Here is a 15,550-nt window from a genome sequence, read left to right as displayed (position 1 = left end):
TGCGTCACCGCTCCGTGGGCCCGCCTCCTCCCGCCGGGTCAATGGTGCCCCGGTGGCGCCAGCACCTCCGCCAGGTCGTAGCGGACCGGTTCCTCCAGCTGCGCGTACGTGCAGCTCGCCGGCGTACGGTCCGGGCGCCAGCGGCGGAACTGCGTGGTGTGCCGGAACCGGTCGCCCTCCATATGGTCGTACGCCACCTCGCACACCCGCTCGGGCCGCAGCGCCAGCCACGACAGGTCCTTCGTGCCCGACCAGCGACTCGGCCCGCCCGGCAGCCGGGCGCTCTCGTGCGCCGACTCCTCCGCCCAGGCCGCCCAGGGATGGCCCCGCGCCGTCTCCATGCGCAGCGGCGCCAGCTCCTCGGCCAGCTCCGCCCGGCGCCGCATCGAGAACGCCGCGCACACCCCGACATGCTGGAGCACGCCCCCGGAGTCGTACAGACCGAGCAGCAGCGACCCCACGACGGGCCCGCTCTTGTGGACCCGGTAGCCGGCCACCACCACATCCGCGGTCCGCTCGTGCTTGATCTTGTACATCGACCGGGTGTCCGGCCGGTACGGCAGATCGAGCGGCTTGGCGACCACCCCGTCGAGCCCGGCGCCCTCGTACCGCTCGAACCACTCGTGGGCCAGCTCCGCGTCGGTGGTGGCGGGCGCCAGATGGACCGGCGCGCGCACGCCCGCGAACACCGCCTCCAGCGCCTCCCTGCGCCGCTCCTGAGGGACGGGAAGCAGTGAGACGTCCCCCAGGGCGAGCAGATCGAAGGCGACGAAGCTCGCCGGTGTGCGCCCGGCGAGCGCGTCCACCCGGGACTTCGCCGGATGGATACGCTCGCTGAGCAGCTCGAAGTCCAGCCGGTCCCCGTGCACGATCACGATCTCGCCGTCCACCACGCACCGCTCGGGCAGCTCCGCGAGCAGCGCCGTGACCAGCTCGGGAAAGTAGCGGGCGAGCGACTTCCCGGTCCTGCTGCCGATCACCACCTCGTCCCCGTCGCGGTGGACGATCGCCCGGAAGCCGTCCCACTTGGCCTCGTACTGCATCCCCGGCGGGATACGGGACACGGACTTGGCGAGCATGGGTTTCACGGGAGGCATGACCGGAAGATCCATGCGTCGATTGTGCTGGCGAACGCCCCGCGCCGCCCGATATGCGCGCGGTCGGCGTGCATTCCAGCGATACGCGTTCCCCCGATATGCGCTCCGCGCCCGACCGGCCTACCGTGGCGCACATGGGATCGGGTCAGGCGGTGGAGCTGGAGGCGGGCGGCCGGACCGTACGGCTGTCCAGCCCCGAGAAGGTCTACTTTCCCGAGCGCGGCTTCACCAAGCTGGACGTCGCCCGCTACTACCTGGCCGTCGGGCCGGGCGTCGTCCGCGCCCTGGGTGACCGGCCGACCACCCTCGAACGCTTCCCCGAGGGCGTCGACGGCGAGTCCTTCTTCCAGAAACGGGCCCCCAAGAACCTGCCCGACTGGATCCCCACGGCCCGCATCGACTTCCCCAGCGGCCGGTCCGCCGACGAGATCTGCCCCACCGAGGTGGCCGCCGTGCTCTGGGCGGCGAACCTCGGCTGTCTCACCTTCCACCCCTGGCCGGTCCGCCGGGGCCGCACCGACCACCCCGACGAGCTGCGCATCGACCTCGACCCGCAGCCGGGCACCGACTTCGCCGACGCGGTCCGGGCCGCCCACGAACTGCACGCCTTCCTCGACGAACAGGGCCTGCGCGGCTGGCCCAAGACCTCCGGCGGCCGGGGGCTGCACGTCTTCGTCCCCATCGAACCCCGCTGGACCTTCACCGAGGTGCGCCGCTGCGCCATCACCATCGGCCATGAGCTGGAACGGCGGATGCCGGGCCGGGTGACCACCGCGTGGTGGAAGGAGGAGCGCGGCGAGCGGATCTTCGTCGACTACAACCAGACCGCCCGCGACCGCACCATCGCCAGCGCCTACTCCGTACGCCCCCGCCCGCACGCCCCGGTCTCCGCGCCACTGCGCTGGGCGGAGCTGGACGACGTGCGGCCGGCCGACTTCGACCTGGCGACCATGCCCGTGCGCTACGCCGAACTCGGCGACGTGCACGCGGACATGGGGGAGCGGGCGCACAGCCTGGAAGGGCTGCTGGAGCTGGCCGACCGGTACGAACGGGACCACGGCCTCGGCGACATGCCGTACCCGCCGGACTATCCGAAGATGCCGGGCGAGCCGAAGCGGGTCCAGCCGAGCCGGGCACGGCGCGAGGAGCCGTGAACCGCGTGTGCCCCTTCCCCCGCCGGGAGAAGGGGCACACCAGCGCACACACGGCGCTGTTCACAGCGTTTCGGCTACAGCTCCTTGATCCGGACGTTGCGGTACGAGATGACGTCCGTCACGCCGTGCACCTGGAGCCCGACATAGCCGGTGGCGTAGCGCCTGCCGTCCGTGCCCGGGTCACCCGCGCGCGCCGGGTAGAACTCCTGGCCGCCGAAGTTGTCGAACTCGTTGATCAGGACACCGTTGCGCAGGATCTCGTAGTGCTGGCCGACCACGCGGATCTCGTAGTCGTTCCAGGTGCCCTTCTCGGTGACTCCCGCGCCGCCCAGACCCACGCGGTCGAAGCCGTAGACCGAGCCGGTCTTGTAGAGGTCGCCGTCCGGCTTGTCGAGGATCTGGATCTCGTGGCCGTAGTTGATGGCGACCCACTCGGGCCGGGACTCCTCGGGGTGGTCGTGGACGTACGGGAAGCGGACGAAGACACCGCCGTTGGCGTTGCCGTTGCCCGGGGCGTCGTCGCGGAACTGGAGCTTCAGCGAGAAGTCACCGTACTTGCGCTGCGGGAACCACAGCATGCCCATGCCGTCGACCGTGGTGCTGCTGGTGATGGCGCCGTCGTCGGAGAGCCCGAACGCGCCGCCGCCGACCTGCTCCCACTTGGCGAGGGACGCCGCCGTGCCGTCGAAGAGATCGCGGTAGCCCTCGGTCTGACCCGGTGTGCCGATCTTCGAGTCCGTGGCGGCCTTCGTGATCTTCTCGAACTCGCGCTCGTCGATGACGTTGTCGAAGAGGAGCTTGTCGAGCACGGAGTTGACGTGCTTCAGGAAGAGGGCCTGGGAGGTCCACTCCTTCTCGTCCTCGATCAACTCGTTGATGGTGCACCGGTTACGGGTGAGCCGGTTCGGCACGCCCGTGTCGACCGTGCCGACGAACACCGTCAACCGCTCGTCGAACTCCGGGCAGTTGGGCGAGGGTACGCCGCCGCTCTGGGCGACGGTGAACGACACCTGCTTCGCCTGCGCGGTGTTGCCGGCCTTGTCCGTGGCCCGGTACGAGAGCGCGTGGTAGCCGACCCGGTCGACGATCACCGGCGCGGTGTAGGCGAGGTACGGCCCGCTGTCCAGCGAGTACTCGATCTTGTCCACGCCCGACTCGGAGTCGGTCGCGGTGATGGTCACCTTGGCGCTGGTGATGAACGCGCCGTTGGAGTTCTTGTCACCCGTGACCGTCACCCCCGTCACCGGCGGCGTGGTGTCCTTCACCGGCGGTGCCACGACGGTGAAGGTGACGGTCTTGGCCGCCGCCATGTTGCCCGCCTTGTCCGTCGCGCGGTAGCGGACGGTGTGCGCGCCGAGGTCGTGCACCATCACCGGAGCGGTGTACGGCTGCCACGCGCCGTCGGTGCCGAGCGCGTACTCGATGGTGTTGACGCCCGAGCCGGTGTCCGAGGCGGTGACGGTGACCGTGGCCATCGACAGGTAGTTCCCCGCGTCGTCCTGCTCGCCGCTGACCGTCGCCGAGGTCTCCGGCGGCGTGGTGTCGTCGTTCGACGGGGCGACGACGGTGAAGGTCACCGACTTCTCCTCCGCCACGTTGCCGGCCTTGTCGGTCGCCCGGTAACGGACCGTGTGCTCGCCCACCTGGTCGATCACCACCGGGGTGGTGTACGGCTGCCACTCGCCGTCCGCCCCGACCGCGTACTCGGTCGTCGCCACGCCCGAGCCGTCGTCGGTCGCGGACACGGCCACCGTCGCGGAGCCGACGTACGCGCCGTCGGCGTTCTTCTGCCCGGTGACCTCGGCCGAGGTCACCGGCGCCGTGGTGTCCTCGCCGCCGCCCGCCTCGGTGACGGTGAGGGTTCCGGACATCTGGCCGTGGCCCGGGATGACGCAGTGGTAGCGGTAGGTGCCGGGGGTCAGATTGACCTCGACGCTGTACTTGCCGCCGTTGCTGTCGCCGGGGTTGGCCAGGATGTTCACCTGGACATCGCTGTTGTACGCGGGGTCCGAGGTGTCGAAGGTGAGCGTGTGCGGCATGCCGAGGGTGTTGCCGGTGGCCTCGCTGTTCTCGAAGACGAGCGTCGCGGGACCGGCCTCGGCCGTGGTGGGAGCGGTGAGGTAGTGATCGATGGGGTCACCGGCGGTCCAGGTGAGGACCTGGGCCGCGGCCACCTTCTCGTTCCCGCCCGCGGGCTGCCCGCCGGCATCGTCGCCGGCGCGGCCGTACGCGGCCGTCGAGGTGAGCCCGAGCACCATCACCAGCGCGCCCAGCAGCGCCGTCCACAGCCGCAGGGCCCGGTGCGCGGGCCGATTTTTCAAGCGCTGTCTCACTATTCCGCCTTCCTGACCAGGTCCTTGGCGGCCGGGGTCGGTGCGCCGCCCTTGTACGACACGCGCCACAGCGCGGACTGGGAGTCGGAGGTGAAGAAGCCGCGTCCGTAGTCGAGGACGTAGAGCGAGCCGTCTGGGGCGAACTTCCAGTCCATCAGATTGCGGATACCGCCCTGACCGACCGGAATGATCTTCTTCAGCGACTCGGCGGAGGTCGGCAGGCCGCCCTTGGCCATGGTCTTCGGGTCGGTCAGCACCGCGTGGCGCGGGTTGTCCGCGTCGTAGAAGTCACCGACGAACCACTTGCCGTCCCAGTACGCGGGCCACTTCTCCGCGCTGGTGCTCCGCTCGTCGTACCGGTAGACCGGGCCGTCCATGGCCGCCTGGCCGCCGCCCTTGAGCCACGGCAGCAGGAACGTGCCCTGGCTCGCCTCGTAGCTGGGGATGCCGTTGGCGTCGCGCGGGAAGTCCGGGCCGCCGCCCTGCGGCGAGTACCAGATGTTGGTGGGCGTGACGGGCGGCAGGTTCACCAGACCGTTGTTGTTGGGGGACTCGTTCTTCGGGGCGTTGCAGTCGTACCAGCCCAGCGGCTTGGTCGGGTCGGGCAGATTGCGGTCCCGGTAGGGCTGGTTGTTGCCCATGCAGTACGGCCAGCCGTAGTTGCCCGGCTTGGTGATCGCCGAGAACGACTCGTACTTGGCGGGGCCCCAGGTGGTGGACGGCGCGCCCGCGTCGGGGCCGACCCAGCCCGCGTAGAGCGTGTCGGTCTTCTTGTCGATCGAGATACGGGACGGGTTGCGCACCCCCATCACATAGATCTCGCCGCGGGTCTTGCCGCCGCCCTCGGCCTGCTCCTTGCCCGTGAAGAGGTTCCCCTCGGGAAGGGTGGCCGTCCCGTCGGGCTCCGGGTGGATGCGCAGGATCTTCCCGTTGAGGTTGTTGGTGTTGCCCGCGGTCCGGCGCGCGTCCGCGAACGAGACGCCCTTGTAGGCCGGTTGCGGGTTGTTGCCCGAGTAACCGTCACTGAACTGGGACGAGTTGTTGTCGCCCGTCGCGATGTACAGGTTGCCGTTCGAGTCGAAGGCCATCCCGCCGCCCGCGTGGCAGCAGCTGTGGACCTGCACCGGCCACTTGAGCAGGACCTTCTCGGAGGCGAGGTCGAGCTTGTACGTCGTCCGGTTCAACGTGAAGCGGGAGACGCGCCGTTCGGCGATCCGCTTGTCACGGTCGAGCCCGGAGTGCGGGGTGTAGTGGAGATAGATCCAGCCGTTGGACTGGAAGGCGGGGTCCAGCTCGATGCCGAGCAGCCCCTCCTCCACCTTGACCAGCTCGTCGCCGCCGCCCTTGTTGCCGAAGATGCTCAGCTCGCCGGCGAGCGTCGCCTTCTTGGTGAGCGGGTCGTAGACATGGATCTGCCCGGTGCCCTTGCCGACGTCGGGGTCGTTCCAGTCGGTGATCACCGGGTCGCTGTTGTCGCCACCGCCGCGGCCGATGTACAGCACCCGGCCGTCGGGCGCGGCGACCAGGCCGTGCGGCTCGCCGATCTGGTCCTGCTCGCCCGGCTGGTTCGGCTGGGTGACGCGCTCCGCCTTGTAGTTGGCGTCGATGGTCGCCTTGCAGTCGGCGGCGGAGATCCGGGTGGTCCACTGGAGGGCGCCGCGCAGATGGTCGCGGAAGTCGGTCTCCGCGTACGAGTCGGCGGTGCCGCCCATCCCGGTGTAGAAGGACCGGCCGCCGTCGTAGTCACGGCACCAGGAGATCGGGTGATCGGCCCCGTTGGCGCCGGTGACGGGCTTGTACGTGTTCTCCCTGACCCGGGCGACGGTGTGCACCTTGCCGGTGGGATTGCTCGACCAGTTGAACCACTTGTCGGGCCGCTTCCACTCCAGCGGGAGGCTCTTGGTCGCCGGATGGATCCGGTCGCCGACCTCCACGGTGGCGCGCTGGACACTGCTCGGGGCGCCGGTCGGCCTGGCGCCGATCAGCCCGGTGAACCAGTCGGAGTACGGCTCCGTACGGGCGGCCTCGTGGATGCCGAGGAAACCGCCGCCCGCCTTGACGTAGGACTCCAGGCCCGCTTCCTGCTCGGGGTCGAGCACATCGCCGCCGCCGGTGAGGAAGACGATCGCGTTGTACGTGCCGAGCTTGTCGGCGTTGGTGAAGACCGAACCGTTCGCCGTGGCCTCGGTCTTGAACCGTCCCGCGGCCGGCCCGGTCAGGCCGATCGACTCGATGGCCTCGATACCGGCGTTGACGACCGGCGACTCCTCGGTGGCCGAGGCGTGGAAGACCAGCACCTTGACGTCCTCGCCGCCCGGCGGCGACGGGAGGGACAACGTTGTCGACGCCGGTTCCGGATACGGCTTGGCCGTGGCGGTGGTGCCGCCGAGCAGAGAAGCCGCCATCGTGCCGGCCACCAGACCCGCGGCCATGGCACGTCTGGATCGAGGCGATCTCGACCGGTGACGTGGTGCGCGCTGCATCTGTTCACCCACCCCTCTTTGGTCACAGCAACAGTTGGTCATAGCAACAGCGCCTGAAGCTAGACCTCTTTCGCCGACTCGCCAATAGGTACGACCGCAATCACCCCAACTTTGTCCTGAGTGTGGATAAACCAAGTTCCCTGGTCTACCGTGTGGCCGTCCCCGGGGTCTCATGTGCCCCGCAGATTTCCGTACGGCACTGGGGAGTTCGGCATGGCCATGGACAGACGGAGCTTCAACCGGCGGCTGTTGGCAGGAGGAGCGGTCGCCGCGACCGGGATCACCTCGCTGTCCGTCGCCTCGGCCTCGGCCCCGGCCGCGAGCGCGGCGGACACCCCGCCCAGAACGGCCCCGGCGGGCGGTCAGGTGCGCCGGCTCACGATGTTCGCCGAGACCCTGCCCAACGGCCAGATGGGCTACGGCTTCGAGCGGGGCAAGGCGTCCGTCCCCGGCCCGCTGATCGAGCTGAACGAGGGCGACACCGTCCACATCGAGTTCGAGAACACGACGGACGTCCCGGTCAGCCTGCACGTCCACGGCGTGGACTACGACATCGCCAACGACGGCACCCGGATGAACAAGAGCCATGTCGAACCCGGCGAGACCCGCACCTACACCTGGCGCACCCACGCCCCGGGCCCGCGCGCGGACGGCACCTGGCAGCCGGGCAGCGCCGGGTACTGGCACTACCACGACCATGTCGTGGGCACCGACCACGGCACGGGCGGGATCCGCAAGGGCCTCTACGGGCCGGTCGTCGTGCGCAGGAAGGGCGACATCCTGCCGGACAAGCAGTTCACCATCGTCTTCAACGACATGACGATCAACAACAAGCCCGCAGCGGAGAGCCCCAACTTCGAGGCCACCGTGGGTGATCGCATCGAGATCGTCATGATCACGCACGGCGAGTTCTACCACACGTTCCATATCCACGGTCATCGCTGGGCCGACAACAGAACGGGCCTGCTGACCGGCCCCGACGACCCGAGCCGGGTGATCGACAACAAGATCACGGGACCGGCCGACTCCTTCGGCTTCCAGATCATCGCGGGCGAGCGCGGTGGCGCGGGCGCCTGGATGTACCACTGCCATGTCCAGAGCCACTCGGACATGGGCATGGCCGGTCTGCTGCTGATCGCGAAACCGGACGGCACGGTCCCGGGGTACGACCCGGACCACCCGCACCACTCCGCCGCATCGGCGGGCGACGACGCGCACGCGGGGCATTAGGCGACGCGCGGGCGGCTTGTCAGGCGCACGGAGCCATCGGATCCGGGCTGCTGTCGCGGACACCGGAGGCGGGGCGTGTGCGGTCGCCGGGAACAGGGAGGAGACTGGGAGACGGAGCGGGGATCCTACGAAGGAGCACGCCATGCTCACCACTCCCTATGCCATCGGCGCCCCCATCTGGGTCGACCTCCGCACCCCGGACATGGAGGGGGCCGCCGCCTTCTACCGGGCCCTGTTCGGCTGGGAGCACGGGCCGGCCGGGCCCGGCACCGGCGGTTACGGCTTCTTCCGGCTCGACGGCGGGACGGCGGCCGGCGCCATGCCCCTGGAGCCGGGACAGGGGCCGGCGTCCTGGTCGCTGTATTTCGCGACGCCCGACGCCGACGCCACGGTCGTGGCCGTACGGCGGCGCGGCGGCTCGGTGGCGGCCGGGCCGAGGGACGTCACCGACCTCGGCAGGATGGCGGTCTGCGCCGATCCGGGCGGCGCGGGCTTCTCGCTCTGGCAGCCGGGCACGAACGCCGGCCTGGACGTCGTCAACAGCCCCGGCGGTTTCTGCTGGGCGGAGCTGTACGCCTCGGACGAGGACGTCGCGTACGCCTTCTACAGCGCGGTCTTCGGCTGGCAGGCGCTGAGCGTACCGATGCCGGACGGCAGCGGTACGTACCGGATGGTCAACCCGGCCGGTCAGGGCCCGGAGGGCATGTTCGGCGGATTCGTCCCGCTCGGCACCGACCCGGCCGAGTCCGGCGGCGCGCCGCACTGGCTGCTCTATTTCGCGGTGACGGACTGCGAGGCTACAGTTACGGCGGCGCGCGAGCTGGGCGGTGAAGTCCGGGTCGGGGCGACGGACATCGAGGGCGTCGGACGGTTCGCGAAGCTGAGCGATCCGTACGGTGCGCGGTTCGCGCTGATGCAGGGCGCGCGGCGGGACGCCTGAACGGCCGGGCGGGAGACCGCCGTTGACCGCTCGTCAATCACATGTTTATCGCGCTCCGGCAGGGTGACCGGCATGCCGATCAACATCACCGCCAGCACCACCGCCCCGACCGACCATGCGGGCGCCGACCGTACGGGGACCACCCGTACGAAGGACGAACTCTCCTGGCAGGAGAGCGCGTTGTGCGCCCAGACCGGGCCGGAGTTCTTCTTCCCCGCCCCCGGCTCCTCCACCCGCGAGGCGAAGCGCCTCTGCGGCGCCTGCGAGGGCCGGGTCGCCTGCCTCCAGTACGCACTCACCCACGACGAGCGCTTCGGCGTCTGGGGCGGCCTCTCGGAGAAGGAGCGGCAGAACCTCCGCCGCACCGCGAGCTGAGACCGGGGGCGACGCGGCCACCTCGGCGGGCTCCCGTACCGCTGGGGAGCGGTCCGGTACGGGGGTGCCCGCCGGGGCGGCCGTCGCGGCGCCTCTGCCTCGGGTGTCAGCCCGCCGCGCGCGCGGCCATCCGCGCCTTGCGGGTGGCGAGCTTCTCGTCGAACTTGCTCGCCTCGGTGTCCAGGCCGTTCATGTACAGGCCCAGCTCCTCCTGCGCCTTCAGTCCGTCCGGGCCGAGTCCGCTTATGTCCATGACCTTCAGGTAGCGCAGCACCGGCTGGATCACGTCGTCGTGGTGGATCCGCATGTTGTAGATCTCGCCGATGGCCATCTGCGCGGCGGCGCGCTCGAAGCCGGGCATGCCGTGGCCGGGCATCCGGAAGTCGACGACGACATCGCGGACCGACTGCATGGTCAGGTCCGGGGCGAGCTCGAAGGCCGCGGCCAGCAGGTTGCGGTAGAAGACCATGTGCAGGTTCTCGTCGGTGGAGATCCGCGCCAGCATCCGGTCGCAGACCGGGTCGCCCGACTGGTGACCGGTGTTGCGGTGCGAGACGCGCGTCGCCAGCTCCTGGAAGGCGACGTACGCGACGGAGTGCAGCATCGAGTGCGCGTTGTCCGACTCGTACCCCTCCGCCATGTGCGCCATCCGGAACTGCTCCAGCTTGTCCGGGTCCACGGCGCGCGAGGCGAGCAGGTAGTCGCGCATCACGATGCCGTGCCGGCCCTCCTCGGCGGTCCAGCGGTGCACCCAGGTGCCCCAGGCGCCGTTGCGGCCGAAGAGGCTGGCGATCTCGTGGTGGTAGCTGGGGAGGTTGTCCTCGGTGAGCAGGTTGACCACGAGCGCGATCTTGCCGACCTCGGTGACCTTGGACTGGTCCGCCTGCCAGGCCTCGCCGTCCTCGAAGAAGCCGGGGAAGTTACGGCCGTCCGACCAGGGCACGTACTCGTGCGGCATCCAGTCCTTGGCGACCTTGAGGTGGCGGTTGAGTTCCTTTTCCACCACCTCTTCCAGGGCGAACAGCAGTCGGGCGTCTGTCCACGCGTCCGAACTGCCGAGGTGGGGAGAGGTGATCGACACGGGTGCTCCAGGGGGACGGAGATGTACCTACGGGTTCGTAGGTTACGACACCGTAGGTTAAGGCCGCGATAAGCCGGAGCCAAGCCCCGTGGCCGAAGAAGCCCTTACGCTCCGTTATGCGTACAGGTCGCGCAAGCGTACCGAGAGGCAGGTCACGCACCCTTCGAGCTTCTCGAACTCGCTGATGTCGACCGGCACCGGGGTGTAACCCAGATCCGTCAGCAGCGCGGCGGTCCGGGGCGCGCTCGCCGCGATGAGCAGTTTCCCGCCGCCCAGCAGCACCACGTGGCCGCCGGACTCCTCCGGTACGGGCAGGAAGCGCGGGAAGACGGACGCGGCGTCCACCAGCGGCCCGTACCCGATGACCGTCGAGTCCGGCAGCGCCGTCACCGCCGACTTCAGATGCAGCACCTTGCTCACGGGTACGGCCACCACCCGCGCCCCGAGCGGTTCGAAGGCCGCGCGCAACTGTGCCACGCCTGCCGCGTTCGTCCGGCCGCCCCGGCCCACGTAGACCGTGTCGCCGACCTTGAGCACATCGCCGCCGTCGAGCGTGCCCGGCTCCCGCACCCGGTTCACCGAGCAGCCGAGCGCGCCGAGTTCCTCCTCCACCGCCGCCGTCTCCGGACGGCGCGTGAGGGCGCCGGGCCGGGAGATCAGGGCGACGTTCCGGAACATCACCACCGTGTCCTCGACGAACACCCCGTCCGGGCAGTCGTCCACCGGCGCCACCTCGACGGTCTCCCAGCCGTGCTCGCGCAGGGTGCGGGCGTACTCCTCCCACTGGCGCAGCGCGAGCCCGGCATCGACGGCGGCGGACCGCTCGATATGGGTCACCAGCCCCTCGGCGAGGCGCGGGCTCGGGCGGCGGATCAGGGCTTTCCTGCTGGTCACGGGCGAACCTCCGGGGTGATGAGGGCGGTGGGTCGGTACCCGCCCATCATCGCCCCGGGGCGCCGGCCGCCCGGACCGGGGTGGCCGGGCCGTACGTGCCCGGGGTGGCCGGGGCCGTCCGGACCCGGGGCCGTCCGGCCGTACGGAGCGCTCAGGCGGTGCCGCCCGCCGCACGCACCTCCTCGGGGGTGGTGTCGCGCAGTTCACCGTCGAGCAGCAGCCAGCGGGTGATCCCGATCGACTCCAGGAACGGCACATCGTGGCTCGCCACGATCAGCGCGCCCCGGTACGCCTCCAGCGCGGCCGTGAGCCGGCGCACGCTCGCGAGGTCCAGATTGTTCGTCGGCTCGTCCAGCATCAGCAGGCGCGGCGCCGGTTCGGCCAGCAGCAGGGCGGCGAGCGAGGCGCGGAACCGCTCTCCGCCCGACAGCGTGCCGGCCGGCTGATCGGCCCGCGCGCCCCGGAAGAGGAAGCGGGCCAGTTGTGCCCTGATCAGGTTGTTCGTCGCCTCCGGGGCGAGCCGCGCGACGTTCTCCACCACGCTCAGCCCGTCGTCGAGGACATCGAGGCGCTGCGGCAGGAAGCGCAGCGGCACCTGGGCCAGCGCCTCGCCGGAGACCGGCGCCAGCTCCCCGGCGACGGTGCGCAGGAGCGTCGTCTTGCCCGCGCCGTTGCGCCCCACCAGGGCGATCCGCTCGGGGCCGTGGACGGTGAACTCGCCGCGCGCCTCGGCTCCGTAGCGCAGCCGCAGGTCACGCAGGGTCAGCACGCCGCGCCCCGGATGGACCGTGGTGTGCGGCAGGTCGATCCTGACCTCGTCGTCGTCCCGTACCGCCTCCACCGCCTCGTCCAGGCGCTCCTTGGCCTGGCTGAGCTTCTCGGTGTGCATGACGCGGTGCTTGCCGGCGGATTCCTGGGCCGCCCGTTTGCGCGCGTTCATGATGATCTTCGGCTCGCGCCTGTTGTCCCACATCTTCTGGCCGTACCGCTTGCGCCGGGCCAACTTGATCTGGGCATCGGCGAGTTCGCGCTTCTGGCGGTGCACGTCCGCCTCGGCGACGCGGACCATCCGCTCGGCCGCCTCCTGCTCCTGGGCGAGGGCCTCCTCGTACGCGTCGTAGTTGCCGCCGTACCACCGCACCTCGCCGTCCCGCAGCTCGGCGATCTGGTCGACGCGCTCCAGCAGTTCGCGGTCGTGGCTGACCACGACCAGCACCCCCGACCAGGAGTCGACGGCGTCGTAGAGCCGCCGCCGCGCGTGCAGATCGAGGTTGTTGGTCGGCTCGTCCAGCAGGAGCACGTCCGGGCGGGCCAGCAGCAGCGCGGCCAGCCGGAGCAGGACGCACTCGCCGCCCGACACCTCGCCGATGGTCCGGTCGAGTCCGATACGGCCCAGACCGAGCTGGTCGAGGGTGGCGACGGCCCGCTCCTCGACGTCCCAGTCGTCGCCGACGGCGGTGAAGTGCTCCTCGCTCGCGTCGCCGGCCTCGATGGCGTGCAGCGCGGCACGGGTCGCGGCGATGCCGAGGGCGTCGTCCACCCGCAGCGCCGTGTCGAGCACCACGGTCTGCGGGAGGTATCCGACCTCGCCGGTGATGCCGATCCGGCCCTCGGCGGGGGCGAGATCATTGGCGATCAGCCTCAACAGGGTTGACTTTCCGCATCCGTTGAGGCCGATCAGCCCGGTTCTGCCGGGGCCGACGGCCAGTTGGAAGCCGTCGAACACCTCGGTCCCGTCGGGCCAGGCGAAGGACAGGGCGGTGCAGGTGATGTGGGTGGTGGGGGAGGGGGCCATGGCAGGTCTCCGGTCGCGGCGGGGGCTCCCGGGCGAGAAGGCGCGGCGGGAACCCGGTGGTTCGGGGCAACGGATGGAGACACCGCGATCCGGGGAGTCCTGGGCGGACGGGAGAGATCCCGGTCGGGAGGACGGCTGGATCCTGTCCGGCGGGATCGCCTGGACGGGACCTGGGCAGCCGAGGTCACACACGATCCGCGCGGCGGCCGGTGAACGGCGGGCCGGGCGGCACGGTGTCTCAGGACCTCAGATGCGCAACGTCCTACTCCGATCGGCGACAACAGGACATGACCCACGGTAGGGAGGGGGCTCGGCGGGTGTCAACGCGATTGATGAGCCCTCGGACGCGCGGGCGCGATCGGTGGGTGGATCGGGAGGGGTGCGGGGGGAGGCGGGGCGTACGGACGACCGGACCCTCAGCGCGCGTCGCGCAGCAGTTCGGTCAGATCGTGGTCCAGATTCAGATAGAGATGCTCGCGGCCGGCCGGCACGAGCCCCTGGACGCGGTCCAGGAAGCGCCGCAGCTCCGAGGTGCGCAGATGGACCATCGCGGTGCCCTCGGGGGCGTGGAACTCCAGGACCGTACGCCCGTACCCGAAGGGCCGCACCCGCACATCGCCGACACCGGCGGCCTCGCTCACCCCGGTGGCCAGCAGCTCGCGGGAGAACTCCCACGTCACCTCGGTGCCCTCCAGCGTGGCCGGGGGCGGGAAGGCCATCCGCACGGCGAACGGGTCCTCCCGGTCGTAGAGGAGCGTCGCGGGAACGGTCTCCATCCGGGGAGCGGACGAAACGAGTCTGGCCTGCACGGCCTGCTCGATGACGGGTGACATGTCCTGCTCCCCTTCGTCGCACGGTGGTCCGACGGCATCGGACCGGAGATCGATCGCGGTCTTCCCCGCGGGAAAGACGGCCCACAGGGAAAGACGGTGGAAGGGCTCGATACGTGCGCGGAAAGGGGAGTGAGTTGTGTCACCGTACGGCGGGAGCGGCGCCCGCGCCACCGGCCGGACGACAGCCGCGAGAGCCGGTCGCCATGCCTGCCGCCGGGCGCTACGCCTGCCGCCGGTACGGCTCCAGCGCGGGCGCGGTCTTCGTCGCGGCGAACTCGGTGATCCGGTACACGCAGACCGCGCCGGTCACGAACGGATCGGCCGCCGTGAGCCGTTCCATCTCCGCGCGGTCCTCCCCGACCGCCAGGATCACCCCGCCGTCGCGCGGGTTCTTGCGGCCCGAGGCGATGAAGGTACCGGCCGCGTATCCGGCGTCCAGCCAGGCCGCATGGGCGTCGATCAGCGCGTCGACGCGCTCGATGGATTCCGTGTAGGTCAATTCCAGTACGAACATGATCATCAGCCTATGACCGCGAGCGGGGCTCTAGGCTGTGCTCGCCATGAAGAAGATCAGAACACCCGCCGACGAGGCCGAGGCCCGCGCCGTCCAGGACGAGCTGCGCGGCCTGGTCGTGCGCGACGAAGCGGGCCCGCCCCCGGGCACGGGCCTGGTCACCGGCGTGGACGTGGCCTACGACGACGAACGCGACCTCGTCGCCGCCGCGGCCGTCGTGCTCGACGCGGCCACCCTCGATGTCGTCGAGGAGGCCACGGCCGTCGGCCGGGTCGCCTTTCCCTACGTGCCCGGTCTGCTGGCCTTCCGGGAGATCCCGACCGTCCTGGCCGCGCTGGAATCCCTGACCTCGGACCCCGGTCTGGTCGTCTGCGACGGCTACGGGCTCGCCCACCCGCGCCGCTTCGGGCTCGCCGCCCATCTCGGCGTGCTGACCGGACTGCCCGTGATCGGCGTCGCGAAGAACCCGTTCACCTTCTCCTACGACCCGCCGGGCCCCCGGCGCGGGGACTCCTCGCCGCTGCTGGCGGACGACGGGGAGGAGGTCGGCGCCGCGCTGCGCACCCGGGCCGACGTCAAGCCCGTCTTCGTCTCGGTCGGCCACCGCGTCGACCTGCCCACCGCCCGCGCGCACACCCTCCGCCTCACCCCGCGCTACCGCCTGCCCGAGTCCACCCGGCGCGCCGACGCCCTCTGCCGCCGGGCGCTGCGCGACGCGACCGCGGCGACGGGGAGTTCGCCGGGCGGGGCCAGCCGGGCGGCGGGTGACGGCGGCGTGGGATCCGGCCCGTCCTACGGCGTAGGCTCGTAGGTGCTGAGCG

Annotated in this window: 13 protein-coding genes; 5 read left to right on the top strand and 8 right to left on the bottom strand. The window is 70.8% G+C overall.

The annotated features are described in order from the left end of the window. Positions 1-38 precede the first annotated feature (38 nt). Positions 39-1,112: an ATP-dependent DNA ligase gene (locus OG627_RS04580; protein WP_329061660.1), complete on the bottom strand. Its 1,074-nt coding sequence runs from the start codon at positions 1,110-1,112 to the stop codon at positions 39-41. Positions 1,113-1,231: 119 nt separating this feature from the next. Between OG627_RS04580 and ligD the strand changes: the two genes are divergently transcribed. After that, entirely contained in the window at positions 1,232-2,251 is a 1,020-nt protein-coding gene (ligD, locus tag OG627_RS04575) for a non-homologous end-joining DNA ligase (RefSeq protein WP_329061658.1), read from the top strand. 74 nt (positions 2,252-2,325) lie between these two features. Here ligD and OG627_RS04570 read toward each other — a convergent pair whose 3' ends face one another. Together OG627_RS04570 and OG627_RS04565 are read right to left on the bottom strand one after the other, a co-directional pair. Further along, the gene (locus OG627_RS04570; protein ID WP_329072357.1) at positions 2,326-4,509 is read right to left on the bottom strand and encodes an OmpL47-type beta-barrel domain-containing protein; all 2,184 of its coding nucleotides are present in this window, start codon (positions 4,507-4,509) and stop codon (positions 2,326-2,328) included. A gap of 74 nt (positions 4,510-4,583) precedes the next feature. Beyond that, positions 4,584-7,016, bottom strand: a complete 2,433-nt coding sequence (locus tag OG627_RS04565; RefSeq protein WP_329061656.1) for a ThuA domain-containing protein — start codon at positions 7,014-7,016, stop codon at positions 4,584-4,586. A 270-nt stretch (positions 7,017-7,286) separates the two neighbouring features. On the opposite strand from OG627_RS04565, the gene OG627_RS04560 reads away from it, so the two are divergent. The 3 genes from OG627_RS04560 (at position 7,287) to OG627_RS04550 (ending at position 9,612) form a co-directional block, all read left to right on the top strand. Beyond that, positions 7,287-8,297, top strand: a complete 1,011-nt coding sequence (locus OG627_RS04560) for a multicopper oxidase domain-containing protein (protein WP_329072355.1) — start codon at positions 7,287-7,289, stop codon at positions 8,295-8,297. Positions 8,298-8,439: 142 nt separating this feature from the next. Further along, positions 8,440-9,237, top strand: coding sequence for a VOC family protein (locus tag OG627_RS04555; protein ID WP_329061654.1), 798 nt, complete (start codon positions 8,440-8,442; stop codon positions 9,235-9,237). Positions 9,238-9,309: 72 nt separating this feature from the next. Next, positions 9,310-9,612: a WhiB family transcriptional regulator gene (locus OG627_RS04550; protein WP_329061652.1), complete on the top strand. Its 303-nt coding sequence runs from the start codon at positions 9,310-9,312 to the stop codon at positions 9,610-9,612. 106 nt (positions 9,613-9,718) lie between these two features. Here the strand turns inward: OG627_RS04550 and OG627_RS04545 are convergent, their stop codons facing one another. The 5 genes from OG627_RS04545 to OG627_RS04525 form a co-directional block, all read right to left on the bottom strand. Continuing rightward, the gene (locus OG627_RS04545; RefSeq protein WP_329061650.1) at positions 9,719-10,693 is read right to left on the bottom strand and encodes an acyl-ACP desaturase; all 975 of its coding nucleotides are present in this window, start codon (positions 10,691-10,693) and stop codon (positions 9,719-9,721) included. Between the two features lie 114 nt (positions 10,694-10,807). Then, a complete protein-coding gene (ddaH, locus tag OG627_RS04540) occupies positions 10,808-11,587 on the bottom strand; it encodes a dimethylargininase (RefSeq protein WP_329061648.1) in 780 nt (259 codons plus the stop codon). 151 nt (positions 11,588-11,738) lie between these two features. Then, the gene (locus OG627_RS04535) at positions 11,739-13,382 is read right to left on the bottom strand and encodes an ABC-F family ATP-binding cassette domain-containing protein (RefSeq protein ID WP_329061645.1); all 1,644 of its coding nucleotides are present in this window, start codon (positions 13,380-13,382) and stop codon (positions 11,739-11,741) included. Between the two features lie 416 nt (positions 13,383-13,798). Further along, positions 13,799-14,215, bottom strand: coding sequence for an SsgA family sporulation/cell division regulator (locus OG627_RS04530; protein WP_329061643.1), 417 nt, complete (start codon positions 14,213-14,215; stop codon positions 13,799-13,801). Between the two features lie 220 nt (positions 14,216-14,435). Continuing rightward, positions 14,436-14,729 carry a YciI family protein gene (locus OG627_RS04525; protein ID WP_329061641.1) on the bottom strand — a complete coding sequence of 98 codons (294 nt, stop codon included), beginning with the start codon at positions 14,727-14,729 and terminating at the stop codon, positions 14,436-14,438. Between the two features lie 46 nt (positions 14,730-14,775). Between OG627_RS04525 and OG627_RS04520 the strand changes: the two genes are divergently transcribed. After that, positions 14,776-15,540 carry an endonuclease V gene (locus OG627_RS04520; protein ID WP_329061639.1) on the top strand — a complete coding sequence of 255 codons (765 nt, stop codon included), beginning with the start codon at positions 14,776-14,778 and terminating at the stop codon, positions 15,538-15,540. Positions 15,541-15,550: the final 10 nt, after the last annotated feature.

The sequence above is a fragment of the Streptomyces sp. NBC_01429 genome (assembly GCF_036231945.1).
In the GTDB taxonomy this organism is placed as follows: domain Bacteria; phylum Actinomycetota; class Actinomycetes; order Streptomycetales; family Streptomycetaceae; genus Streptomyces.
Note: the sequence above shows the minus strand (reverse complement) of the source record. Positions and strands in the feature narration are given on the sequence as shown.

Bases quoted from the DNA above. Each gene is read 5' to 3' on its own strand.
- OG627_RS04565 (WP_329061656.1), bottom strand. From the start codon at position 7,016: ATGGCCGCGGGTCTGGTGGCCGGCACGATGGCGGCTTCTCTGCTCGGC.
- ligD (WP_329061658.1), top strand. From the start codon at position 1,232: ATGGGATCGGGTCAGGCGGTGGAGCTGGAGGCGGGCGGCCGGACCGTA.
- OG627_RS04555 (WP_329061654.1), top strand. From the start codon at position 8,440: ATGCTCACCACTCCCTATGCCATCGGCGCCCCCATCTGGGTCGACCTC.
- OG627_RS04570 (WP_329072357.1), bottom strand. From the start codon at position 4,509: ATGGTGCTCGGGCTCACCTCGACGGCCGCGTACGGCCGCGCCGGCGAC.
- OG627_RS04520 (WP_329061639.1), top strand. From the start codon at position 14,776: ATGAAGAAGATCAGAACACCCGCCGACGAGGCCGAGGCCCGCGCCGTC.
- OG627_RS04580 (WP_329061660.1), bottom strand. From the start codon at position 1,112: ATGGATCTTCCGGTCATGCCTCCCGTGAAACCCATGCTCGCCAAGTCC.
- OG627_RS04530 (WP_329061643.1), bottom strand. From the start codon at position 14,215: ATGTCACCCGTCATCGAGCAGGCCGTGCAGGCCAGACTCGTTTCGTCC.
- OG627_RS04550 (WP_329061652.1), top strand. From the start codon at position 9,310: ATGCCGATCAACATCACCGCCAGCACCACCGCCCCGACCGACCATGCG.
- OG627_RS04525 (WP_329061641.1), bottom strand. From the start codon at position 14,729: ATGTTCGTACTGGAATTGACCTACACGGAATCCATCGAGCGCGTCGAC.
- OG627_RS04535 (WP_329061645.1), bottom strand. From the start codon at position 13,382: ATGGCCCCCTCCCCCACCACCCACATCACCTGCACCGCCCTGTCCTTC.
- OG627_RS04560 (WP_329072355.1), top strand. From the start codon at position 7,287: ATGGACAGACGGAGCTTCAACCGGCGGCTGTTGGCAGGAGGAGCGGTC.